We start from the raw sequence: 21,280 nt of genomic DNA on the forward strand, positions 1-21,280 counted from the left end.
CCTTGCCGCGCGCAATGCACATTGCTGCAACGCACCAATGCAGAAAGCGCCGAGCTTGACGCGGGGCTATGTCAGGCGAGCGGCTTCAGCTCCTGGGCGATGGTTGGCAACAGCTCCGAGACGTTGGGGTGGATATGCACGGCGCGCGCCAGCGTATCGACCGGCGCCTTGGCGTACATCAGGTCGAGCACGCAGTGCACTGCCTCGTCGCCGCCGGGGCCGAGCACGGAGCAGCCGAGGATTTCCCTGGTGTCGGCATCGACCAGGATCTTCATGAAACCTTGCGTCTGGCCCTTTTCGATGGCGCGGCCGACGCGGGTCATTGGTCGCTGGCCGACCAGCGCCTTGCGCCCGGATTTCTTCACCGCCGCCTCGGTCATGCCGCAGCGGCCGAGCGGCGGATCGATGTAGAGCGCATAGGCCTCGATGCGGTCGCTGACCTTGCGCGGATCGTCGTCGAGCAGATTGGCGGCGACGATCTCATAATCGTTGTAGGAGGTGTGGGTGAAGGCGCCCTTGCCGTTGCAGTCGCCCATCGCCCAGATGCCGGGCACGCTGGTGCGCAACTGGTCGTCGACGGTGACGAAGCCGCGCAGATCGACCGTGATGCCGGCCTTGTCGAGGCCGAGGTCGTCGGTGTTGGGGGTGCGGCCGAGTGCCAGAAGCACATGCGAGCCGACCGCCGGCGGCTTGCCGGATGAGAAGGTCACGGCGATGTCCTTGCCCTGTCTGGCAAAGCGGATGTCGTCGGCGCCGACATGGACTTCTATGGCTTCGTTTTCGAGGATCGACAGGATGGCCGCCGACACGTCCTCGTCCTCGCGGCCGGTCAGGCGCGAACTCTTCTCGATGACGGTGACTTCAGAGCCGAAGCGGCGAAACATCTGCGCGAATTCAAGAGAGATGTAGCTGCCGCCGACGACGATGAGATGGCGCGGCAAAACGTCGAGGTCCATCATCGAGGAGTTGGTGAGGTAGTCGACGTCGTTGACGCCGGGCAGGTCGGGCACCGAGGCGCGGCCGCCGGTGTTGAGGAAGATCTTTTCGGCGGTCAGAAGGTCGTCGCCGACACGCACCGTGTTGGCGGATTCGAAGCGGGCATGGCCGCGATAAAGCGTGCAGCCCTTCATGCCGGCGATCCACGTCTCCAGATTGCTGCGGGAGTCGTTGGTGACCTTGTCCTTGCGCGCCTTGATCCTCTTGTAGTCCACGCCGACAGGGCCTGAGAACGTCACGCCGTAGTCCGCGGCACGCCGCGCCAGATGCGCGGCATAGGCGCTGGCGACCATGGTCTTGGTCGGCATGCAGCCGGTGTTGACGCAGGTGCCGCCGACCAGCTTGCGCTCGATCAGCGCCACGCTCATGCCGGCTGACGTCAGCCGGCCGGCGAGAGGAGGGCCGGCCTGTCCGGCGCCGATGATGATGGCGTCGTATGTCTTGGCGTCTGAGGCTTGGGCAGTCATACCACCGCCGCCACGATCAGCAGGCCGCCGATGATCGCCACCGCGTCCTCGAGGAGGGCGGCAGGCAAATCCTTGCCGAAGGCGGCGGCCAACCGGCCGCGCGCTTCGGCGCCGCCATAGGTGCCGATGACAGCACCGATGGCGCCGGCAATCAGGCCGCCAATGGTGGAACCGGCAGTGGCGCCGATCACCGCGCCGCTGAAGGCGCCAAGCAGGATGCGGGCGCCGAATTGCTGCGGCACCTTGCGGCTCGGCGTCGAGGGCAGCTGGTCGGTGACCAGTTCGACGATGGCGAGGATGGTGAAGATACCGACGGCGGCCCAATGGCCCATGAAACTTGCCCAGGTGCCGGCCACCGGCAGCCAGCCGAGATAGGCGCCCCAGGCGATCGCGCCCGGCGCGGTCATGGCGCGAAGACCGGCAATCACGCCGATCAGAAGTGCAAGCAAATAGAGCATGTCGATCCCCTCGAAAGCAGGCCCGGGACTGGCCTACGAGGGCAAGCTAGCATAGGTCCTGCGTTTGACGAGAGTAGGCGATGGTGCTTCTTCCATCAGTGAGCATTGTACTTTGGTAACCAGTCGAACATGACGAACGGACGGAGTCGCTGTGATGGCCGGAAGCGAACGCACAAGGATGATTGCAGGCGAATGGTACATCTGCATCGACGACGAACTGGAGGCGCTGCGGGAGATCGCGCGCGATGCGGTGTTCGAGCATAATACGCTACGGCCCCAGCAACGCGGCAATATCGGCCCGGCGCTATTGGCGCTGCTCGGCAGCGCGGGCGCAGGCTCCCGGATCGAGGCGCCTTTCCACTGCGCCTACGGTTTCAACATCCATCTCGGCGACGGCGCCTTCCTCAATGCCGGCTGCACCATCCTCGACCCCGCGCCGGTGCGTATCGGCAGGCGGACGCTTCTCGGCCCCAATGTGCAGATCTACTGCGCCGAGCACCACAAGGAGGCCGCGGGCCGTCAGTCGGGACTGGAGATTGCCCGGCCGGTCACCATCGGCGATGACGCCTGGATCGGCGGCAGCGCCATCATCCTCGGCGGCATCAGCATCGGCGATGGCGCCATAGTCGGCGCCGGCGCGGTGGTGACGCGCGACGTCCCTGACAACACCACGGTGGTCGGCAATCCGGCGCGGGCGGTCAAGCGGGGCTGAACTCGTCGTGGGCGGTCAGTATGAAGCCGTGCGTGCCATGCGCTCGTCCGGACCGGCTCGCCGCGAGAATTCACGCCGGTATTGGGCCGGTGACGTCTTGAGCCGTGCGGCGAAATGCTGGCGCAGCGAGGTGGCGCTGCCGAAGCCGGCTTCGAAGGCCACCATGTCCATCGATTTTTCCGTCGCCTCCAGCAGCCGTTGCGCCAGTTCGATGCGTTGGCCGGCCAACCATTCGCCAAAGCTGGTGCCGATCGATTTCTGGAAACGGCGGGTGAAAGTGCGCCGGGTCAGGCCCGCGGCCTCCGCGACGCGGTCGAGGTTGTGCGTTTGTCCGAGCGTTGCCCGCACCGTGTCGAGCGCCAGGGTGAAGCGGTCGGTGGCCGGGGTTTTCGCCAGCGGGCGCTCGATGAACTGCGCTTGCCCACCCTGCCGGTGCGGCGACAGCACGATGTGCCTGGCCAGCCGCAGCGCTACCTCTGCGCCATAGCGGGCGCGCACAATGTGCAGGCAGCAATCGAGCCCGGCGGCGACGCCGGCCGAGGTGACGATGTCGCCGTCGTCGACATAGAGCACGTCGGCGTCGACTTCGATGTCCGGGTATAATGTTTGCAGCCGGTCGGTGGAGGCCCAATGTGTCGTCGCACGCCGGCCCGCAAGCAGCCCGGCGGCGGCAATGGCGAAGGTGCCGAGACAGAGGCCGACGATCAGCGCACCGCGCCGGTGCGCGTGGGTGAGCGCTGCCAGGAGCGGCGGCGGAAGTGGGGCCTCGAGATCCTTCCAGCTCGGAACGATGACGATGTCGGCATCGTCGAATGCGGAAAGGCTATACGGCACCGCGATGGTCAGCCCGGCATGGGTGTGGATCGCTCCATCGTCGAGCGCGCAGACGCGAAAGTCGAAACGCGGCAAGCCAAGCTTGGTGCGGTCGGTGCCGAACACCACGCACGGCACGGAGAGGTGGAACGGGCTGATGCCGTCAAAGGCGAGAACGGCAATGATCGGGTCGGCCATGCGTGTTTCCAGCAAGCGAAAAGCAAATTGTCCCAATTCTTTCGAATGATGTCAATCGGGCCACTTTTGGCAGTCGGGCGATCCGCCTATTTTCGACCTGTCCCATTCAAGCCCGAAGGAGAACACCATGTCCGCCAATATCACGCCGCGCCGCGCACTCATCGTTATCGATGTCCAGAATGATTATGATGGCGGCAACCTCGCCATCCAGTATCCGCCGTTCCGCGACAGCGTCGTCAATGTCGCGCGCGCTATGGATGCCGCCGCTGCGGCCGGCGTGAAGGTGGTGGTCGTCAAGCAGATGGCGCCCGAGACCTCGCCAGTCTTCGCCAAGGGCAGCCATGGCGGCGAACTGCATCCCGAGATCGCCCGGCGAAGCCGCGACCACTATGTCGAGAAGTCACTGCCTAGCGCCTTTGCCGGCACCGACCTCGAGGCGTGGCTGCGCGCCAATACCATCGATACGATAACGGTGATCGGCTACATGACGCACAATTGCGACCTGTCGACCATCATCCACGCCGCGCATGTCGGCTTTGCGGTCGAGTTCCTGTCCGACGCCACCGGTTCGCTGCCTTACGCCAACAGCGCCGGCTACGCCTCGCCTGAGGAGATCCACCGCGTGGTGTCCATCATCCTGCAGTCGCGCTTTGCGGCCGTGCTCAAGACCGCCGAATGGATCGATTGCCTGAAGACCGGTGCTTTGCCCGAACGCGACACGCCCTATGCGTCCAACCAGCGCGCGCTGGCGCGCTACGCTGCATAGGCAAATTGCCGCGAAGGAACAGGGGCGCCGCAGTCTGCGGCGCCCCTTGGCGTTCCTGATCACGAACACCGGGGCGTGGCCTCGTTTGGAAGTCTTTTCGGCTGGGCCCGGATGATGAGCCGGCTAAACGCAAGAAACTCAGATCGGGCTCTATCTCAGGATGGGGAACTGGAGAACAGAGTGAAGTCTTTCACAGACGAAGGCCTCTCTCCGAGGAACGGTATATCTGGATTAAGGGGTGGGACGGGGTAGACTTCCCCGGGAGAAACAAGTGAAAGCGCGAATTGCACGAACTACAGTCGTTCTCGCCTTGGCTGGTGCCGCGGCACTCTTGCCATGGCCCGCTTTCGCCCAGGTCCCTTCGCACGCGCCGGGGACGATCTGCTTCACTCAATCCTTCTGGTGCTGGGCGCAGCCGCCCGGCCCGCCCGGATATCCGTGCGGGTGCCCGTCGCAATACGGCTATGTGCCGGGGTATCTAGGGTAGTCGTCAGGCGGGGGGATTTCACGATGACGACGACACCGGCCGACCCTCTCGTTTCTGGACTCATCGCGGACGCCAAGCTGGTCGCCAACTACGGCCGCTACGGTGTGTTCAAGGACAGTTCCCTGTTTGCGGCCATCGGCAATGCCGAAAAGCTCGACGATGCGACGGCCAGCCAGCCTGAGGTCGTCAATCTTCAGACGGTTTTCAACGATTGTTCCGGCACCGTGCCATTTGCCACCCTGGCGGCACTGCGATCGGGCTGGTCGCCCGGTGACATGTCGCGCAAGACCGCGCTGGCGACGTACTTTCTCGTGGCTCTTTCCGTGCTTTTCATGGTTGTAACCGGAAGATTGACGTACATTTACAACAAGGGAGTCGCGATAAACTCCGAACTCATAGAAATCGACAACAATGATTTCAGCGCACGGTTCGGACAGGCGATACGCCAGGTTTGGGCGACGAAGAAACAACTGAGCTCGGCATCGTCCGAGCAGGCTTCGACCACGGATCTGACGCTTCTGAAGGACGCCTATTACAATTCGGAAGATAGCCTTCACGCTCTCGACCAGCGCTTTTCCTCCCTGGTGAGAAGAGCGCAAGGGTTCATGACTGAGGACGCGCAATTCCCGATCTGGGGAATGCAATGGATGTACTGCAAATTTTATTCAACCTCCACGGCAGATGGCGTAGCGGCGGGCCAGGCTCAGTATTCCCAGCAAGGTGCCATAGACCAGTTCTGTGACCAGCCGCTGGGGGTGAGTAAATCCACGCCTCCAGACAAGCTCAAGGAGCTCCCCAATCAGCCGGATGCCTATTGCGCGCAGATAAACACCGAAAAGAAAAACCCGAACAATCTTGAAGGTACGTCTTCGGAAAAAGTGACGGACGTGAATGCCGATTTCGACGAGGCAACGCGCAGCCTGCAGTGCGACGGAGTGATCACGATCGCGCCGAACTCGATCTACACGCTGACCGCGCAGATAAAGACGCTGGACGAGGTTCTCAGCCCATATGCCTTGTGGATACTCCCGGCCTTCTACGGCGCGCTCGGAGCCATCATGTTTCACATGCGGATGATCCTCAATCCGCTGCTGCCCAATCCACCGCTGTCGCGGCTGATCCACAGGATCGCACTGGGGGCGCTGGCCGGCATGGTGCTTGCCTGGTTTGTAGCACCGGGCACCAAGCTTGGAGAGGAGGCTTCGGGAATAGGCTTCAGCCTCTTCACCTTCTCCTTCCTGTTTGGGTTCAGTCTGGATATCTTCTTCACCATTCTCGACCAGTTCGTCAGCATGTCGGTCGCCGGGATCAAGAAGTTCGGGTCCTCGACAGTGGCGTGAGAAGCCCGGCAAGCAAAAGGGCGCCGCATGGCTGCGGCGCCCTTGGTTGTCGAGACAAATCTCAGAACAGGCCTTCGATCTGGCCGGCCTCGTTGAGGAAGATTTTTTCCGAGGACGGCGCCTTGGGCAGGCCGGGCATGGTCATGACCTCGCCGCAGATGACGACGACGAAGCCGGCGCCGGCCGAAAGCCTGACCTCGCGCACCGGCACGGTGTGCCCGGTCGGCGCGCCGCGCAGGTTCGGGTCGGTCGAGAAGGAATATTGGGTCTTGGCCATGCAGACCGGCAGGTGCCCGTAGCCGGCCTGCTCCCAGGCATGCAGCTGGTCGCGCACCGACTTGTCGGCGATCGCCTCGTCGCCGCGATAGATGCGCTGGACGATGGTGTTGATCTTCTCGAACAGCGGCATTGCGTCGGGATAGAGCGGCGCGAACTGCGAGGCGCCGGATTCGGCGATCTCGACGACCTTGCGCGCCAACTCCTCAATGCCGGCAGAGCCATTGGCCCAATGCTTGCACAGGATCGCCTCGGCGCCGAGCGAGGCGACGAAATCCTTCATCGCCTGGATTTCCACCTCGGTATCGGTGGTGAAATGATTGATCGCCACGATCGCAGGCACGCCGAACTGTTTCACATTCTCGATGTGGCGGCCCAGATTGAGGCAGCCCTTCTTGACTGCCTCGATGTTTTCCTTGCCGAGATCTTCCTTCTTGACGCCGCCATTCATCTTCATGGCGCGCACGGTGGCGACGATGACGGCAGCCGCCGGCTTCAAACCCGCCTTGCGGCACTTGATGTCGAAGAATTTTTCGGCTCCGAGGTCGGCGCCGAAGCCGGCTTCGGTGACGACGTAGTCGGCGAGCTTCAGCGCCGTGGTGGTGGCGACCACCGAGTTGCAGCCATGCGCGATGTTGGCGAACGGGCCGCCATGCACGAAGGCAGGGTTGTTCTCCAGCGTCTGCACCAGGTTTGGCTGCATGGCGTCCTTCAGCAGCACCGCCATGGCGCCGTCGGCCTTGAGGTCGCGGGCATAGACCGGCGTCTTGTCGCGGCGGTAGGCGACGATGATGTCGCCGAGGCGCTTTTCCAGATCCTTGAGGTCGGTGGACAGGCACAGGATAGCCATCACTTCAGAGGCGACGGTGATGTCGAAGCCGGCCTCGCGCGGATAACCGTTGGCGACGCCGCCGAGCGAGCAGATGATTTCGCGCAGCGCCCGGTCGTTCATGTCCATGACGCGGCGCCAGGCGACGCGGCGGGTGTCGATGCCGAGCTCATTGCCCCAGTAGATGTGGTTGTCGATCAGCGCCGACAGAAGATTGTGCGCCGTGGTGATGGCGTGGAAGTCGCCGGTGAAGTGGAGGTTCATGTCCTCCATCGGCACGACCTGCGCGTAGCCGCCGCCGGCGGCACCGCCCTTGACGCCGAAATTCGGGCCGAGCGAAGCCTCGCGGATGCAGACGATCGCCTTCTTGCCGATGCGGTTGAGGCCATCACCGAGGCCGACGGTGGTGGTCGTCTTGCCTTCGCCGGCCGGCGTCGGGTTGATGGCGGTGACGAGGATCAGCTTGCCGTCCTTGTTGCCCTTCACCGATTTGATGAATTCGGCCGAAATCTTCGCCTTGTCGTGGCCGTAGGGCAAAAGGTGCTCGGTCGGGATGCCGATCTTGGCGCCGATCTCCTGGATCTGCTTTTTCTTGGCGCCGCGCGCGATCTCGATGTCGGACTTCACTTCGGCCATGACGGCTTTCCTTCGGATTGGACGGTGGAGGGGACGGGTTTGATCTCACTCGCAGGCATGTTGAACCAGGGCGCGGGCATGTTCTAACCCTGTCGCTCCCGCGGCGTCAACTTGCATGCAACTATGTTTCCTATGAAGAAAGTGTCTCCGCGGCCGGCCGACCTGTCGCCGGTTCTTCCTGGCTCCGTTGCCGCGCCGTATAGAAGCCAGAGGACGCGACGTTCCGCCGTCTCAAAACAGCCGCCCAATGCACGGAATGCGACAGAGGCGACGGCGCAAATTCGCCATCGCTCGCCGGGAAAGCTGTGGACGCTACTGAGTCAGGACGTTGCTGATCTCGACCATGTTGGAGCGCACGCGAAGCACGTAGAAACCCATCGTCGTCAGGTGCGTCGGCATGATCCAGCCATCCTCGCGGCCATTGGCGATGATGAAGGGCTGGATGCGCAGGGCCGAGACGAATTGCGCATCCATCGTGTCCCACAGATTGCCGAGATGCTTTTCCTTGATGACGTCCTCGAAGTCGGCCTGGGCGCCCTTCATCAGGCCGTAATAGGCATAGAGCTGGCCATAGGCGAACCAGAAGCGGTCGTCGGCGCGGAAGTCGAACCAGCCATTGTTATGGTTTTCGGCGCGCTCCTTGAGGATCGCGGAGGTGGAACCGATGTCGGAGGAGATGCGGTCGATATACTGCTTCAGATTGTCGGCGCGGGCATCGAACGTCGCCTGGCAGCTGCCGAGGCGGGCGTTGAAGGAGCGTAGCTTGGTGACGGCATCGCGATAATAGCTCGGCGTCGGCGTCTTGGGGCCGAACGGGTTGAGGCCGAAATACCAGGTCTCCTCGTCGAACTGCAGATTGCCGCGCGCATCCTGCAGGTCGCCGTCGATCTGCGATGTGGTGCGAACACGGCCGAGATTGTCGGCAAGCTCGGTGGCGGTACGCCGCACCGCCTGGTTGATGCCGCGCTGGAACGAGGCCTTGTTGTCCATGAACGGCGTGTTGTCCCAGTCGATGCCGAACAGGCCGAGTTTGTAGAGGATCATCGACGAGATCCAGGCATTCTGGTTGACGTTGAAGTCCGTCAGGTCGGCCGCCACCTGGGCGATGCCCGAATTGCCGCAGGTCTTGGCGGTGTCGGTGCCGGCGCCGGCGGCGACCTGTTCGCCGGCGGAAATGTTGCGGTTCTCGAAGGTGTATTTGTCGACGTAGTTGGGATCGAACTTGTTCCACCACTGGGTGGCGTAGAAGAAATTGGCGTAGAGGCCGATCAATACCAGAAGCGCGAGGCCGACCACAGCCTTCAGGATCCAGCCGCGCTGCGTATACCAGCGCCCAGCCCAGAGGAACGGCCACAGGATCGCGCCAATGACGAGGCCGATGCCGCGGCCTATCCATTGGAAGATGCGGGTGAAGAAATTCACGATCGGATCAAGCATGGCTCTCGTTCACCCCTCAGTCAGTCAGGCCGTAAAGGCGCGTGCGAAACGCCACTTTGTCTTTCAAATATGTGGTTTTCAGAACGTCCACAACATGCGACCGCCAGGCGTCGCTGTAGCCGTCATAGTCCTTGTAGAAGCCCGGCTTGTTGAAGACGTAACGCGAGACAAAGTCCTGCTGCACGAAATCCGAGATCAGCTGGTTGGTCAGCCAGGCGTCGGGATGGTCGGGCTTGCCACGCACGACCAGGAAGCGCTGTTGCGGAAACACATCCTCGATCTTGAGATGGCCGAGCTGGGCGATCTCACGCTTGGCGGCGTTGAGAAAGGGGAAATTGCCGTCCTTGGTGATCAGATCGGCATGGCCATGGATCCAGGTCTGCAGCCAGACCTTGTCGACCTCGGTCAAATTGCGGTTCGGCTCTGTGTCGCGGATGAGAGAGCGCACCACCATCTCGGCGCGATGCTCGAGATAGCCCGAGCTTTCGACCCATGACGCGCGCGGCAATTCGATGCGGCCGGTGCTGGCCAGGAACTTGAACACCTTGTCGGCATCGTTGATCGAGAGATAGCTGACCTGCCAAGGCCGCGAACGGCGAAAGCCGGGGGCGGCCGGGTCGCCGATGACGGTAGTCATATCAGGATCGACGAAGACGTAGACGCCGCCGAAATGGCTGGTCCAGTAGGCGTTGTGGCGGAAGATCACCTGGTCGGGCACCAGCGCATTCTCACGGATATCGCCGCACACCTTCGCCAGTTCCACCATACGGCTCAGCATGGTGTTGTCGCGCCAGGCATCGGGCTCCTGCTTCAGCCGGTCGACCAGCTTGCCGAGTTCGGCGGCCTTGCCCAGCACGTCCTCGGCCGAAAGCACCCTGAACTCGACCTGGCTGATCGACAGCAGATCCTCGATGTCGTTGACCAGGGGAACGGAATCCTCGATCTCCCCGTAGATGACATCCTTGATGGTCAGCGCATCGATGGCGCGCTGGTTCTTGGACATGAACTCGAACATCAGCTGCGAGGTGTTGGAAAAGGCGGTGTGCACCACCGGCAGATCGATCTGCGACGGCGTCAGGATGATGAAGCGGCGGTTGACCTCATTGGGGTCGAGATAATCGTAATCGCCGCATTCCTCGGCCACTTCGGGCGAGAAGCCGGTGCGGTCGATCTGGAAGCTCTTCAGCTTGGTGGGCTTGAGGCCAAAGGCAACAAGCGCCTTGTTGTAGCGCTGGATGAGGTGCGACTCGTCGACGGTGAGCAAGCGACCGTAGATCAGCTCATTGTCGCGGAGAAGGTCGGGCTTTTTGGCGTGGCTCATGCAGAACGTTCCGAGTGGCGTTGCCTGTTGTGGCGAAGCGCCAACGCTGACGCCTCCCTCTCCCCGTTCTTCACGGGGAGAGGGTAAGGGTGAGGGGCAGCGCTAGCATTCAAGGACATGTCTCCCCATGGCCTTTGGCGTCAATAAATCGAAGATCATTGGTCCGGATGTGCCGATCGAGGCGCTGTTCGATAGCTGCCAGTATGGTCGTAGCGATCTCTGGTCCACGCATGCGCCGCCCCTCACCCTTACCCTCTCCCCGTGAAGGACGGGGAGAGGGGGGCGTCAGCGTTAGCGCCAAGCCTTTCAGCACCCGCGGGCAGCGAAGGAAGCTCACGCATTCCAGAGCCCCTTCTTCTTCATCTCCTCCATCTCGCGCCCCGCCCGTTCGCGCAGGCGTGCGTCGCGCAGCAGCTTCTCCACCGCGGCGTCGTCGGATTTGTCGGAATAGCGGAACTCCGAGTCGGCGTAGCGGTTGATCTCCTGCATGACCATGTCCATCGAGAACGGCCCACGCAGTTCCTCGATCATGGCTTTCTTTTCGTTGTAACCCTTGTGCATGAAGGCTTCCGGCTTCTCGAACCAGTCGTCGGGCAGCTCGATGTCCATGGCGCGCATTTTGATGGCGTCGGTGACGTTCTTGATGGCTCGGCCGGTGAAGCGCGGCTCGGCATCCTTGATCAGGTGCAGATAAGTGCCGATGTCGGCCATCGATTTCGGCGCGCCATTCTCCTTCATGTAGCGCTCATAGACCTTCATCAGCCCGTCTTCCTGAGGCTTCTCGTGCTCCTCATAGGCTTCGGTCACCGCGCGCTGGATCTCCTGCGCGGCGTAGAGCTTGTGGTCGCCGAGTGGGATCTTGTGGTTCTTGCCGGCAAGCAGGACGAAGATGTCGATATAGTCGTCGCGGCTCTGTGGGCCGTCGACCAGCCAGCGGGCGCCGGCGCGCTGGCGCAGCGCATCGTCGACATTTTCGGGATAGTTGGAAAACATGCCGAACGAGCAATTGCCGCGCACCACCGTGCCGGCGCCGGCAAAGGCGTCCATCAAGACGCCGGTGATTTCCTGTTGGCCGGCCGAGGCGCGGTCGTCGGAGCGGCGGGCCGCCACCTGGTCGATGTCGTCGACGGTGCCGAAGCCGATGACGCGTGGGTTCAAGACATTGTTGATGAACTGGCGGCAGTTCTGGCCGGATTTGCCCTGGTAGGACGAGATCTGGTCGACGCCGAAATTCTCATAGGCGAAGGGATAGCCGGCAACCTGGCAATAGCCGTTTACGAGGCCGGCGATCATCTGGATCAGCGTCGTCTTGCCGGTGCCCGGCGCGCCATCGCCGATGAAGGTGAAGAGGAAGCCGCCGAGCTCGACGAACGGGTTCAGCTCGCGCTCGAAATCATAGGCCATCAGCATCTTGGCGAGCTTGACCGACTGGTATTTGGCGATGTGGTTGCCGACGACCTCTTCGGGCTTCTTGAAGGTCATCACCAGCGGCTTGGAGCGCTTGCCGGGCGCGACGTCGAAGCCGTCGAGGGTGAAATCGTCGGCGTCGATGCGGATATGGGCGTTCTCGAACGGGCCGATGCCGTCGAAGCGGCCCTTGCGGGCCAGCAGCCCATCAATGGCAACACGGGCGAAAGCACGCGCCCGGGTCGTCAGGTCGCCATCGTCCTTCGACCCGGTGATCGCCCTGTCCAACCCAGCCACGATCGACTTCACCGCGTCCTGCGGCGTGTCGAACAGGAAGTCGGGTTCGGGGATATCGTTGGGCGCCTCGCCATCGCTGTCGATCAGCTGGAACAGATAGGAGGCAAGGCTGAAGGCCGAAACGTAAGCAGAGGCTGACAGAAGCTTCTTGAAGGTCGCGGCTTCATCGCCTTCGAGCGGTGCGCGGGTGTTCTTGGCCTGCAGGCTTTCAAGGTCGGAGCCTTCGGCGAAGACATCGGAAATGGCGAGCGCAATCGCCAGGCCGCGGCGGGCGCGAAACAAAAGCGTGTGCTGCGGGATGCTCATCAACTGGTCGTCGGGATGGATCGCGGCGACGGTCTTGGTAAGCTCGACCTCGCGTGTGCGGCGCACCGAGCCGACCGAGACGGTGGAGACGAAGCGGCGGTTGGTGCCGGCAAGCGCGGTGCCGGATTCGCGTGAAGGATCCTCCAGCACGACGACGCGAGTGATGAAGCTTTGCGCGGTTGCGCGGTGCTTTTCGATAGCCGCTTCCGGAATGGTGGTCAGGCCGGTGTCCATGAAGGATGCTCCGCGATGTGACGGTCAGACATCTGAAATCACCTGCCCATTTGACAGGATGTGAACCTTGTAGCCGGAAAAGATCTTTTGAGCTTCGCCGGCGGCGTAGAGTGCTTGATAGGCTTCGTGCGGGATCAGGGCGTGGTTCTCGTAGCTCGACACACCCTGGCGCGCGGCTTCGAGATCGTCGGTGTTGATAAAGAATTCCTGCGTGGTCTTCTCGCTCGAAAACAGGCCCTTGCGGCCGGGTTTCTCGCCCTTGGAGTAGACCTCCTGGATGGTCCAGGTGAGCAGCCAGGCATTTTCCGGTTTGCGCACCTTGGCCAGCACCTCGGTCACGGTCGAATTGTTGTCCGTAATGCCTGCGGAATAAAAGGGGCCGAGCACGACGCGGCGCAGCTGCTTAGGGTGCAGCGGCTCGAAATCCTTGTCGAGATTGACCGCAATCGTTGCGGGCGAAAGCGTGTAGGCGGAATTCTTCTCGGTGAAATCGTCGAAGCGATGGGCGAGTTCGGGGTTGAGCAGGCCGTCCACCGGCAGCGGGATGTCGACCCGTTCATTGAGCTTGCCGCTGCTGTCAACGAGCTGCCGGATCATGCTTTCGGAGGAATCCTCCACCGTCACCATGTAGACCAGCGGCAGGTTGGCGCTGCCGTCGAAGCTCGCCCAGTGCACGAGGTAATAGGGGCGCCCGGTCTTTGGATTGACCGAGACCTTGGCCGTCTGCGCCAGCGAGAACGGGCCAAAAGTCTGTTCGCTCTTGACGTCCTCGAGATAGAGCCGCTCGGCCATCGACTTCTGCAGCGCTTCGGGGAATTCCTTGTGGCGCAGGATGAAGTCGGCCATTTCCTCGCGCAATTCGCCGGCCAGCGGAATGTTGGCCAGCCGCGCCTCGGCCTGGCGGCGGTCGTTTTCCAGTTCGAGCAGGTTCTGGAAGACGGGATAGCCGCTGTCGGCGCGCGAAATGCGGAACGTGTCCATGAAGCCGAGCCGGTTGCGCCAGCAGGAAAACGATTTGTCCAGCCGGGCAATGTATTCGGCGACAATCTTGGCGACGATGCCGTGCCGGTAAAGCGGCGAGCGGTCGTCGCGCATGAACACTTCGAGGCCGCTGAGTGCCGCCGTGATGGCGGAAAAATAGCGCGCCGCCGCTTCGTTTTCGGGAGTCATGCCGGTGTGCCCGCGTGCAGCCGCTCCTTACGACTGCACGTAGTTGGCCGAATTGTGCTTCTTCATCACGTCGTCGAAACGGCGGGCGAAGGCGTCGTCGGCGAGCTTCTTGCGGCGCTGGATGTCGGAGCTGGCGACCATGTTCTTCTCGTGCATTTCGAGGAGATCGCCGATGTGCTTTTGCGAGGCGGCGCCAATGCCGGCCATGGTCTCTTCGGCGGTGTTGTCAACCTGGCTGCCCAGCGTGTTGATCTTGTGGGCGACATCCTGCTGGGCGGCGGTCTTCAAGGAATCTTCCAGTGCCTTGTAGAGCACGATGCGCTGCTCGGTATCGATTGTCAGCTTGTTGATCAGCGTCGACTGCGCTGCGATCTGATTGTTGAGCGAATCGACGAAGGTCTGGAACATCGAGGTGTAGCGTTCCAGCGTCTGGCTTTCGGCCAGAAGCTCCTGCTCCTTGGCCTGCTTTTCATTGTATTCGGTCGCCAGTTTCGAGCGCTCGCCCTCAAGCTGCGTGCGCTCCTTCTGACTGGTAGAAGCGGCGATCTTGTTTTCGATGTCGAGCAGCAGCGGATTGACCTCCTCGATGCGCTTCTGCACCGCCTCGAGGTTGGTCATGGTGACCTTGCGGCGCTCGATCACCTGCGACAGGCTGTTTTCCGAGGTCTTGTAGCGCTGGTCGAGGACCTCTTTCTGCGCTTTCAGGATGCCGACGATGGTGTCGGACTTGACCAGAAGCTCCTGCAGATTGCCGGCCAGCGACATGTTGCGGACGCGGTCGGTGCGCATGCGCTGCTTGCGTTGCGCCGAGAAGACGCCGACGAAGCTTTCCCAGCCGGTGTAGTTCTTCATGCTCTCGAATTCGGTGCCGAAGACGTTGGTGGCGTCTTCCAGCCCGATGATCAGGTCGGCAATGTTGCCTTCCATCACCTTCTGCTGCTTCAGCACGTCCTCGATGCGGGCATTCTCGATGTCGAAATTGGCGTCGCCGATCTTCTTGTCGGCGGTGGCCAGCGTATCAAGCACCGTGCCCGACTGCTCGATCTTGGAGCGCATGTCCTGCACGACCTGCCTGGTCTTGGCAATTTCGGCATCGAAATTCTGCAATGTCGCCATAGGGGCCTCCCGCTTCGGCTTCCGGTCGCTGGCTGCGAACAGCGGCGAATATATGTGGGGTAACAGGGGATTGAAAGACGCAAGACAAGACCCGCCCCGAAAACAAAAAAATGCCTGGTCGTCTTGAAAGGCAATGAAGGCGGGGTCATGGCGTGATTAACCAGCCGGCCAAGTATTGTTCAATTGTCATGAACTTTGACGGCTGCGAAGAAGTCGATCTCGGACAGTGTGGGTGTGCTGAATTCGACAGAGGGCTCAATGAGTTGCAAGCGCGAGACAGCTGGCGGAAGCCGTCGCCATCACGCTACGCATCGCGCCGTTCAAGGCTTCGGATCGGCCTTCAGATAGGCGATGACGTTGGCGATGTCCTCGTCGCTGCTCAGGCCGGAGAAGCCCATCCTGTTGCCGGGTACTTTCAGCTTGGGAGCGCCGAGATAGGCTTTGAGGTTGGCTTCGTCCCAAACGAGGCCGGCCGCGCCAGCGTCCTTCATGGCCTGCGAATAGTTGAAGTTCTGGGCGGTGCCGGCGGTGCGGCCGACGATACCGAGGAGATGCGGGCCGACCTTGTCGCGGTCGCTTGCCGCCTCGTGACAGGCCATGCAGCGGTAGAATACTTTCTTGCCAAGTGCTGCATCGCCGTCGGCCTGCGCGGCGAGGATACCGGCCAAGTAAATGACAAGGGCTGATGAAATGGCTCGAAGCATGGCGGGTCCCGGCTGGCTCTTGTTGAGGGCAAAATAGGCAGCAGGCCTTAACAAACGCAGTATGGCGGCTGGATAGCGGACCGGGCTCAATCCGTGCGCGGGATCGCCGCAACCGCCTGCTTGACTTGCTTTTCAATCGCCGCCGACGAATGATTGTCGCGCACGAAAGCGCGGCCGATCTCCGCCATCTCGGCGGCCGCTTGCGGGCGTGTCGCGAGATCGATGATTTTCGATGCCAACTTGCCGGCATCGTCGCTGGACAGGAAATGCCTGCCCGCCTGCAGGCCAAGCCCTTCGACGGCCTTTTCGGTGGCGGCGACGACCAAGCCCGCCGCCATCGCCTCCAGCACCTTGATGCGGGTTCCGCCGCCGAAGCGCAGCGGGATCGGCGCATAGCCGGCGCGGCCAAGCAATTCCGGCAGATGCGGCGGGTTCTCGATCAACCGCAGACCATGCCTGGTGCATAGACCGCGCACGACATCGCGCGGGTTTCTGCCGGCGACGGTGATCGACCAGGGCCGGCCGGAAGCGGCGAGGCGCGGCGCCATCGCGCGGCCGATCTGCTTGACGGCGTCGATGTTGGGGAAATAGCCTAGATGGCCGATGAAACACAGGCTGAGCTCACTGAAGCGCTCGGCAGCAATCGGCAGGGAAAGCACGCTCTCGTCTGGAATGGGGTTGCCGACGAGCCTGATGTCGTTGACGGGGCCGAGAGCGGACAGAAGCGCTTCGTCGGCCCGCGAACAAACCCAGACCTGGTCGGCCACGGCAGCCGCACACCTGTCGGCTTCGCGCGCCTCTGCCTTCCTTCGCCTGTTTTGGCGCCAGTCTCGAATTTGCTGCCACAGCGTCAGGCCGGCGATCCGGTCGGACACCGTCCGGGAATCGATGTTGTGCTGGTCAAGGACGGTGCGCGCGCGATGCTTCGGCGCCAGCGTCAGCAGCTGCGAAAGCACGATCTCCTCGATTACCACGAGATCGGGCGCGAATTCCCTCCAGATGGCGTCGGCCTCGGCCAGCTCGTCGTCCGGCATCATATGCACGGTCGGGTGCGGGCCGCGCCTACCCCACGGCGCCCTGCCGCGCGCTGCCTCGATGATCCGGTGACGGATGTTCGGCGGTGTGGAGGGTGCCGGGGCGCCAGTCAGGCTTACCGTCAGGACCTCGCCCATCGATGCCAGGGCGCGTGCATTGGCGGCGTTCCGGATCTCTCCGCCGGAGACCGGCGGAAACGGGCAATCGACTGTGAACTGCAGAATTTTCATGTTGTCCCGGCCGTTCAGCCTCTGGTGAAGCCAATGAAATCGTCAGGCGCGGCGCGGCCCATTTCCTCTTCCCAGTGGCGGCGGCAGAGCGAGATATAGACGTCCTTGCCGATCGCCACCTGTTCGCCTTGTCTGGCCACCTTGCCGTCAGCGCCGAGACGCACGACCATCGTCGCCTTGCGGCCGCAGCGGCAGATGGTGCGCACTTCGCGCAGATCGTCTGCGATGGCGAGAAGCGCTCGCGAACCGGAAAACAGATTGCCCTGGAAATCGGTGCGCAGGCCGTAGCACATCACCGGGATGTTCAGCCGGTCGGCGATACGGGCGAGCTGCCAGACCTGCTCTTCCTCGAGAAATTGCGCCTCGTCGACAAAGATGCAATGCACCGTCGTAGGTTCGTGATGCTCGGCGACGCGAGCGTAGAGATCGTCGCCGTCGCGGAACATCTCGGCCTCCGTCTCCAGGCCGATGCGCGACGAGATCAGCCCGGTGTCGCCCTTTCTGTAGTGGCCGGCGACGAACAGCATCGTCGTCATACCGCGTTCGCGATAATTGTAGGACGCCTGCAGCAGCATTGTCGTTTTGCCGGCATTCATCGTCGCATAGTGGAAGTAGAGCTTGGCCATGCCGTCCTTTTAAGCCGAGTTGGCGCGGCGCGGGGAGAGGGCACCGCTGCATTTGATGGGAAAAGCCGTCTGCAATCGAAAAAGCGGCGGGCGTGTCGCTGTTTGGCCAGTCCGCGCCGTTGATCGTGATTGTCTTAGCGCTTGAAACCACACCAGAATGGTGTTTGGCTGACGAAACAAGGCGGGCAGAGAAACCGTAACTACGCTTCGCCAAAGAATCACAATGGGAGACTGCCAATGTCGCGTATGAACACCTTCGTCGCCGGCCTCGGCCTGGCGACTTTTCTGTCCACGAGCGCTGCACTTGCCGGCGATCCGGAGAGCTGCAAGGCGGTGCGCCTTTCCGATGTCGGCTGGACCGACATCCAGGCAACCACCGGCGTCGCTTCGGTGCTGCTCACCGCGCTCGGCTACGAGCCGCAGACGATCCAGCTATCGGTACCGGTGACCATGGCGTCGCTGAAAAACAAGGATCTCGACGTCTTCCTCGGCAACTGGATGCCGTCGATGACCAACGACATCAAGGACTACACCGCCGATGGTTCGGTCGAGACGATCGGCACCAACCTGACCGGCGCCGGCTACGGCATCGTCGTACCGACCTATGTCGCGGAGGCCGGCGTCAAGTCGCTGACCGACATCGGCAAGTTCAAGGACAAGTTCAACGGCAAGATTTACGGCATCGAGGCGGGCAATGACGGCAACCGCATCATCCTCGACATGATCAAGAACCCGAAGGACAATCTCGAAGGCTTCGAGCTGGTCGAGTCCTCGGAAGCCGGCATGCTGACGCAGGCCGAGCAGTCGATCAAGAACAATGAGTGGATCGCGTTCCTCGGCTGGACGCCGCATCCGGTGATGGGCGCCATGAAGCTCACCTATCTCGACGGCATGGGCGACAGCGGCTTCGGCGCCGCCACCGTCTACACCAATGTGCGCAAGGGCTACACCACCGAATGCCCGAATGCCGGCAAGTTCATCGCCAACCTGAAGTTCAACCTGGACATGGAAGGCGAGATGATGGACGCGATCCTGAAGGGCGGCGACGCCAACACGGTCGCAGCCGACTGGCTGAAGAAGCACCCTGACGCGGTTGCGCCGTGGATTGCCGGCGTCACCACCTTCGATGGCGGCGATGCGGCAGCGGCGGTCAAGACTGCGCTCGGAAGCTGAGCCGACTAATTCGGCCAAGCCGAACCAGGAAGGGCAGCCAATCTAGAAAAGGCTGCCCTTTTTCATATCCTGTGAGAAGATGACCTAATGAGAGCGGAGGCCGGAAGCAGGCGGTCTCTCGCATGAGAGGGGCGATATGGATCCGATTTCGAAATTCATGGTTGATCACAAGATACCGATCGGCGCCTGGGGAAAGGCGTTCTTCGGTTTCCTCACCGACAATTTCGACACCGTGTTCAGAGCCTTCTCGAATGGCCTCAATTTCCTGCTCGACGGGCTGGTTGGCATCCTTTTGATGGTGCCGCCGGTGCTGCTGGCGCTGATCATCGCCATCATCGCCTGGCTGCTGCAGCGCTCGCGCCCGCTGGCCATAGGCGTCTTTCTCGGCCTGATCTTCATCATCAACCAGAACCTCTGGAAGCAGACGGTGCAGACGCTGGTGCTGGTCGTGGCCGCCGCCGCCATGGCGATGGCCATCGGCGTGCCGCTCGGCATCTGGGCCGCGCACAAGCCGAAGGTCTACCGCATCATGCTGCCGGTGCTCGACCTGATGCAGACGCTGCCGACCTTCGTCTACCTGATCCCGGTCCTGACCCTGTTCGGTCTCGGCAACGCGCCCGGCCTCATCGTCACCATCATCTTCGTCATCCCGACCGCGGTCCGGCTCACCCATCTCGGCGTCGTCTCGGTGCCGAAGTCGATCATCGAGGCCGGCGAGGCGTTTGGCGCCACCAAGCAGCAGCTGCTGTGGAAGGTCGAATTGCCCTCAGCGCTGCCGACCATCATGGCCGGGCTGACGCAATCGATCATGCTGTCGCTGTCGATGGTGGTGTTTGCAGCACTCATCGGCGCCGGCGGCCTGGGCACTGAAATCAACCGCGCGCTCGGCTCGCGCCGCATCGATCTCGGGCTCGAGGCGGGCCTGGCGATTGTCGTACTCGCCATCGTGCTCGACCGGATGACGCGTATCGGCGTTGGAGGCAAGAAATGACCGTCGCCGTTGACTTCAAGAATGTCGATATCGTCTTCGGGTCCGACCAGGCCGGTTCGCTGGCGCTGATCGACGGCGGCGCCACGCGCGCCGAAATCCTCGAAAAGACCGGCAATGTGCTGGGTTGCGCCGGCGCCAGCCTGACCGTGCATGAGGGCGAAATCTCGGTGCTGATGGGCCTGTCCGGCTCGGGCAAGTCGACGCTGCTGCGGGCGGTCAACCGGCTCAACGTGGTGTCGCGCGGCCAGGTGCTGGTCAAGGACGGCGACAATATCGTCGATGTCGTGACCTGCGATCAGGCGACGCTGCGGCGGCTGCGGCAGAAGCAGGTGGCGATGGTGTTCCAGCAGTTCGGCCTGCTGCCTTGGCGTACGGTGGAGGAGAATGTCGGCCTCGGCCTCGAACTCGCCGGCGTGCCGGAGCAAGAGCGCAAGGAGCGCGTGCAACGCCAGCTGAAACTGGTCAATCTCGACCAGTGGTCGAAGAAATACGCGCATGAGCTGTCCGGCGGCATGCAGCAGCGCGTCGGCCTGGCCCGTGCCTTCGCCACCGAGGCGCCGATCCTGCTGATGGACGAGCCGTTCTCGGCGCTCGATCCGCTGATCCGCACCAAGCTGCAGGACGAATTGCTGCAGCTGCAGGCGGAGCTGAAGAAGACCATCATCTTCGTCAGCCATGATCTGGAAGAGGCGCTGAAGATCGGCACCCACATCACCATCATGGAGGGCGGTCGCATCGTGCAGACCGGGGCGCCGGAAGACATCGTGCTCAAGCCCGCCAATGACTATGTCCGCGACTTCATCGCCAATGTGAATCCGTTGTCGGTGCTGACCGCCTGGAACGTCATGCGCGACAGCCGCGACCTCGAGCACGGCGATAATGGCTGGGTGTGGCTCGACCGGCGCAAGACGACGCGTTTCAAGATCGACGAGCACGGGCTGGTGGCGGCGGCGGAACGCGACGGCAAACCGGCGGTATGGGTGTCGTGCGCCGATGTCGAGGCGCAGCCGGAGGAGACGGCGCAAGTGTTCTGGGCCAACCCCGGGACCTCGCTGAAGACGGTGATGCTGGCCATGCACCGCTCGCAGACGGCACCCGTGGCGCTGTTCGACGACCAGTCGCGCTTTGTCGGCGCGATCGGGATACGCGATGTGCTGAGCGCGGTGTTGCGGCGCTAGATCATGATGAGATTTGGTTGAAATCTCATCATGATCTAACCCTTTGTTGGAGCATGATCTTTTCCAAAAACCGGTAC

General features: G+C 62.3%; 19 protein-coding genes. 7 read left to right on the forward strand and 12 right to left on the reverse strand.

Annotation, left to right across the window (positions count from 1 at the left end):
* Positions 1 to 71 precede the first annotated feature (71 nt).
* Together NL532_RS10485 and NL532_RS10490 are read right to left on the reverse strand one after the other, a co-directional pair.
* A complete protein-coding gene (locus NL532_RS10485) occupies positions 72 to 1,463 on the reverse strand; it encodes an FAD-containing oxidoreductase (protein WP_023828137.1) in 1,392 nt (463 codons plus the stop codon).
* Positions 1,460 to 1,921, reverse strand: coding sequence for a membrane protein (locus NL532_RS10490; RefSeq protein WP_023754950.1), 462 nt, complete (start codon positions 1,919 to 1,921; stop codon positions 1,460 to 1,462). Before NL532_RS10490 ends, NL532_RS10485 begins: the two co-directional genes overlap by 4 nt.
* Positions 1,922 to 2,075: 154 nt before the next feature.
* Between NL532_RS10490 and NL532_RS10495 the strand changes: the two genes are divergently transcribed.
* Positions 2,076 to 2,633: a sugar O-acetyltransferase gene (locus NL532_RS10495; RefSeq protein WP_023828136.1), complete on the forward strand. Its 558-nt coding sequence runs from the start codon at positions 2,076 to 2,078 to the stop codon at positions 2,631 to 2,633.
* A gap of 15 nt (positions 2,634 to 2,648) precedes the next feature.
* Here NL532_RS10495 and NL532_RS10500 read toward each other — a convergent pair whose 3' ends face one another.
* Complete coding sequence (locus tag NL532_RS10500; RefSeq protein WP_023754948.1) at positions 2,649 to 3,644, reverse strand: GlxA family transcriptional regulator; 996 nt, start codon at positions 3,642 to 3,644, stop codon at positions 2,649 to 2,651.
* A gap of 127 nt (positions 3,645 to 3,771) precedes the next feature.
* Here NL532_RS10500 and NL532_RS10505 point away from each other — a divergent pair, with 127 nt between their 5' ends.
* Together NL532_RS10505 and NL532_RS10510 are read left to right on the forward strand one after the other, a co-directional pair.
* Positions 3,772 to 4,410: an isochorismatase family protein gene (locus tag NL532_RS10505; RefSeq protein ID WP_023754947.1), complete on the forward strand. Its 639-nt coding sequence runs from the start codon at positions 3,772 to 3,774 to the stop codon at positions 4,408 to 4,410.
* Positions 4,411 to 4,920: 510 nt separating this feature from the next.
* Complete coding sequence (locus NL532_RS10510) at positions 4,921 to 6,237, forward strand: hypothetical protein (protein ID WP_023691612.1); 1,317 nt, start codon at positions 4,921 to 4,923, stop codon at positions 6,235 to 6,237.
* 61 nt (positions 6,238 to 6,298) lie between these two features.
* On the opposite strand, the gene NL532_RS10515 is transcribed toward NL532_RS10510, so the two are convergent.
* The 3 genes from NL532_RS10515 to NL532_RS10525 all read right to left on the reverse strand — a co-directional run bounded on the left by NL532_RS10515 (position 6,299) and on the right by NL532_RS10525 (position 10,736).
* On the reverse strand, positions 6,299 to 7,978 hold the full coding sequence (locus NL532_RS10515; protein ID WP_023683662.1) for a formate--tetrahydrofolate ligase: 1,680 nt from the start codon (positions 7,976 to 7,978) through the stop codon (positions 6,299 to 6,301).
* A 312-nt stretch (positions 7,979 to 8,290) separates the two neighbouring features.
* Positions 8,291 to 9,415: a DUF2333 family protein gene (locus NL532_RS10520; RefSeq protein ID WP_023686165.1), complete on the reverse strand. Its 1,125-nt coding sequence runs from the start codon at positions 9,413 to 9,415 to the stop codon at positions 8,291 to 8,293.
* A 16-nt stretch (positions 9,416 to 9,431) separates the two neighbouring features.
* Positions 9,432 to 10,736: a DUF6638 family protein gene (locus NL532_RS10525; RefSeq protein WP_023754946.1), complete on the reverse strand. Its 1,305-nt coding sequence runs from the start codon at positions 10,734 to 10,736 to the stop codon at positions 9,432 to 9,434.
* A gap of 127 nt (positions 10,737 to 10,863) precedes the next feature.
* Here NL532_RS10525 and NL532_RS10530 point away from each other — a divergent pair, with 127 nt between their 5' ends.
* Positions 10,864 to 11,001: a hypothetical protein gene (locus NL532_RS10530; RefSeq protein ID WP_023749803.1), complete on the forward strand. Its 138-nt coding sequence runs from the start codon at positions 10,864 to 10,866 to the stop codon at positions 10,999 to 11,001.
* A 68-nt stretch (positions 11,002 to 11,069) separates the two neighbouring features.
* Here NL532_RS10530 and NL532_RS10535 read toward each other — a convergent pair whose 3' ends face one another.
* From NL532_RS10535 to NL532_RS10560, 6 genes are all read right to left on the reverse strand, one after another.
* Positions 11,070 to 12,980, reverse strand: a complete 1,911-nt coding sequence (locus NL532_RS10535; protein WP_023828135.1) for an AAA family ATPase — start codon at positions 12,978 to 12,980, stop codon at positions 11,070 to 11,072.
* Positions 12,981 to 13,004: 24 nt separating this feature from the next.
* Positions 13,005 to 14,150 carry a hypothetical protein gene (locus NL532_RS10540; protein ID WP_023669989.1) on the reverse strand — a complete coding sequence of 382 codons (1,146 nt, stop codon included), beginning with the start codon at positions 14,148 to 14,150 and terminating at the stop codon, positions 13,005 to 13,007.
* A gap of 27 nt (positions 14,151 to 14,177) precedes the next feature.
* Positions 14,178 to 15,266 carry a hypothetical protein gene (locus NL532_RS10545; protein WP_023669990.1) on the reverse strand — a complete coding sequence of 363 codons (1,089 nt, stop codon included), beginning with the start codon at positions 15,264 to 15,266 and terminating at the stop codon, positions 14,178 to 14,180.
* A 320-nt stretch (positions 15,267 to 15,586) separates the two neighbouring features.
* On the reverse strand, positions 15,587 to 15,970 hold the full coding sequence (locus tag NL532_RS10550; protein ID WP_023737794.1) for a c-type cytochrome: 384 nt from the start codon (positions 15,968 to 15,970) through the stop codon (positions 15,587 to 15,589).
* An 86-nt stretch (positions 15,971 to 16,056) separates the two neighbouring features.
* Complete coding sequence (locus tag NL532_RS10555) at positions 16,057 to 17,235, reverse strand: glycosyltransferase (protein WP_023828134.1); 1,179 nt, start codon at positions 17,233 to 17,235, stop codon at positions 16,057 to 16,059.
* A 14-nt stretch (positions 17,236 to 17,249) separates the two neighbouring features.
* Entirely contained in the window at positions 17,250 to 17,861 is a 612-nt protein-coding gene (locus NL532_RS10560) for a thymidine kinase (protein ID WP_023828133.1), read from the reverse strand.
* Positions 17,862 to 18,098: 237 nt separating this feature from the next.
* Between NL532_RS10560 and NL532_RS10565 the strand changes: the two genes are divergently transcribed.
* The 3 genes from NL532_RS10565 (at position 18,099) to choV (ending at position 21,203) form a co-directional block, all read left to right on the forward strand.
* Complete coding sequence (locus tag NL532_RS10565) at positions 18,099 to 19,034, forward strand: choline ABC transporter substrate-binding protein (RefSeq protein ID WP_023686157.1); 936 nt, start codon at positions 18,099 to 18,101, stop codon at positions 19,032 to 19,034.
* A 136-nt stretch (positions 19,035 to 19,170) separates the two neighbouring features.
* The gene (gene choW / locus NL532_RS10570; protein WP_023669995.1) at positions 19,171 to 20,025 is read left to right on the forward strand and encodes a choline ABC transporter permease subunit; all 855 of its coding nucleotides are present in this window, start codon (positions 19,171 to 19,173) and stop codon (positions 20,023 to 20,025) included.
* On the forward strand, positions 20,022 to 21,203 hold the full coding sequence (gene choV / locus NL532_RS10575) for a choline ABC transporter ATP-binding protein (protein WP_023669996.1): 1,182 nt from the start codon (positions 20,022 to 20,024) through the stop codon (positions 21,201 to 21,203). The genes choW and choV overlap by 4 nt, the downstream gene beginning before the upstream one ends.
* Positions 21,204 to 21,280 lie beyond the last annotated feature (77 nt).

The sequence above is a fragment of the Mesorhizobium sp. C120A genome (assembly GCF_030323105.1).
Lineage (GTDB): Bacteria > Pseudomonadota > Alphaproteobacteria > Rhizobiales > Rhizobiaceae > Mesorhizobium.

What these genes read in the sequence shown, in the direction of transcription:
- NL532_RS10485 (WP_023828137.1), bottom strand. Translation starts at nt 1,463, where the DNA reads ATGACTGCCCAAGCCTCAGACGCCAAGACATACGACGCCATCATCATC.
- NL532_RS10490 (WP_023754950.1), bottom strand. Translation starts at nt 1,921, where the DNA reads ATGCTCTATTTGCTTGCACTTCTGATCGGCGTGATTGCCGGTCTTCGC.
- NL532_RS10495 (WP_023828136.1), top strand. Translation starts at nt 2,076, where the DNA reads ATGGCCGGAAGCGAACGCACAAGGATGATTGCAGGCGAATGGTACATC.
- NL532_RS10500 (WP_023754948.1), bottom strand. Translation starts at nt 3,644, where the DNA reads ATGGCCGACCCGATCATTGCCGTTCTCGCCTTTGACGGCATCAGCCCG.
- NL532_RS10505 (WP_023754947.1), top strand. Translation starts at nt 3,772, where the DNA reads ATGTCCGCCAATATCACGCCGCGCCGCGCACTCATCGTTATCGATGTC.
- NL532_RS10510 (WP_023691612.1), top strand. Translation starts at nt 4,921, where the DNA reads ATGACGACGACACCGGCCGACCCTCTCGTTTCTGGACTCATCGCGGAC.
- NL532_RS10515 (WP_023683662.1), bottom strand. Translation starts at nt 7,978, where the DNA reads ATGGCCGAAGTGAAGTCCGACATCGAGATCGCGCGCGGCGCCAAGAAA.
- NL532_RS10520 (WP_023686165.1), bottom strand. Translation starts at nt 9,415, where the DNA reads ATGCTTGATCCGATCGTGAATTTCTTCACCCGCATCTTCCAATGGATA.
- NL532_RS10525 (WP_023754946.1), bottom strand. Translation starts at nt 10,736, where the DNA reads ATGAGCCACGCCAAAAAGCCCGACCTTCTCCGCGACAATGAGCTGATC.
- NL532_RS10530 (WP_023749803.1), top strand. Translation starts at nt 10,864, where the DNA reads ATGGCCTTTGGCGTCAATAAATCGAAGATCATTGGTCCGGATGTGCCG.
- NL532_RS10535 (WP_023828135.1), bottom strand. Translation starts at nt 12,980, where the DNA reads ATGGACACCGGCCTGACCACCATTCCGGAAGCGGCTATCGAAAAGCAC.
- NL532_RS10540 (WP_023669989.1), bottom strand. Translation starts at nt 14,150, where the DNA reads ATGACTCCCGAAAACGAAGCGGCGGCGCGCTATTTTTCCGCCATCACG.
- NL532_RS10545 (WP_023669990.1), bottom strand. Translation starts at nt 15,266, where the DNA reads ATGGCGACATTGCAGAATTTCGATGCCGAAATTGCCAAGACCAGGCAG.
- NL532_RS10550 (WP_023737794.1), bottom strand. Translation starts at nt 15,970, where the DNA reads ATGCTTCGAGCCATTTCATCAGCCCTTGTCATTTACTTGGCCGGTATC.
- NL532_RS10555 (WP_023828134.1), bottom strand. Translation starts at nt 17,235, where the DNA reads ATGAAAATTCTGCAGTTCACAGTCGATTGCCCGTTTCCGCCGGTCTCC.
- NL532_RS10560 (WP_023828133.1), bottom strand. Translation starts at nt 17,861, where the DNA reads ATGGCCAAGCTCTACTTCCACTATGCGACGATGAATGCCGGCAAAACG.
- NL532_RS10565 (WP_023686157.1), top strand. Translation starts at nt 18,099, where the DNA reads ATGTCGCGTATGAACACCTTCGTCGCCGGCCTCGGCCTGGCGACTTTT.
- choW (WP_023669995.1), top strand. Translation starts at nt 19,171, where the DNA reads ATGGATCCGATTTCGAAATTCATGGTTGATCACAAGATACCGATCGGC.
- choV (WP_023669996.1), top strand. Translation starts at nt 20,022, where the DNA reads ATGACCGTCGCCGTTGACTTCAAGAATGTCGATATCGTCTTCGGGTCC.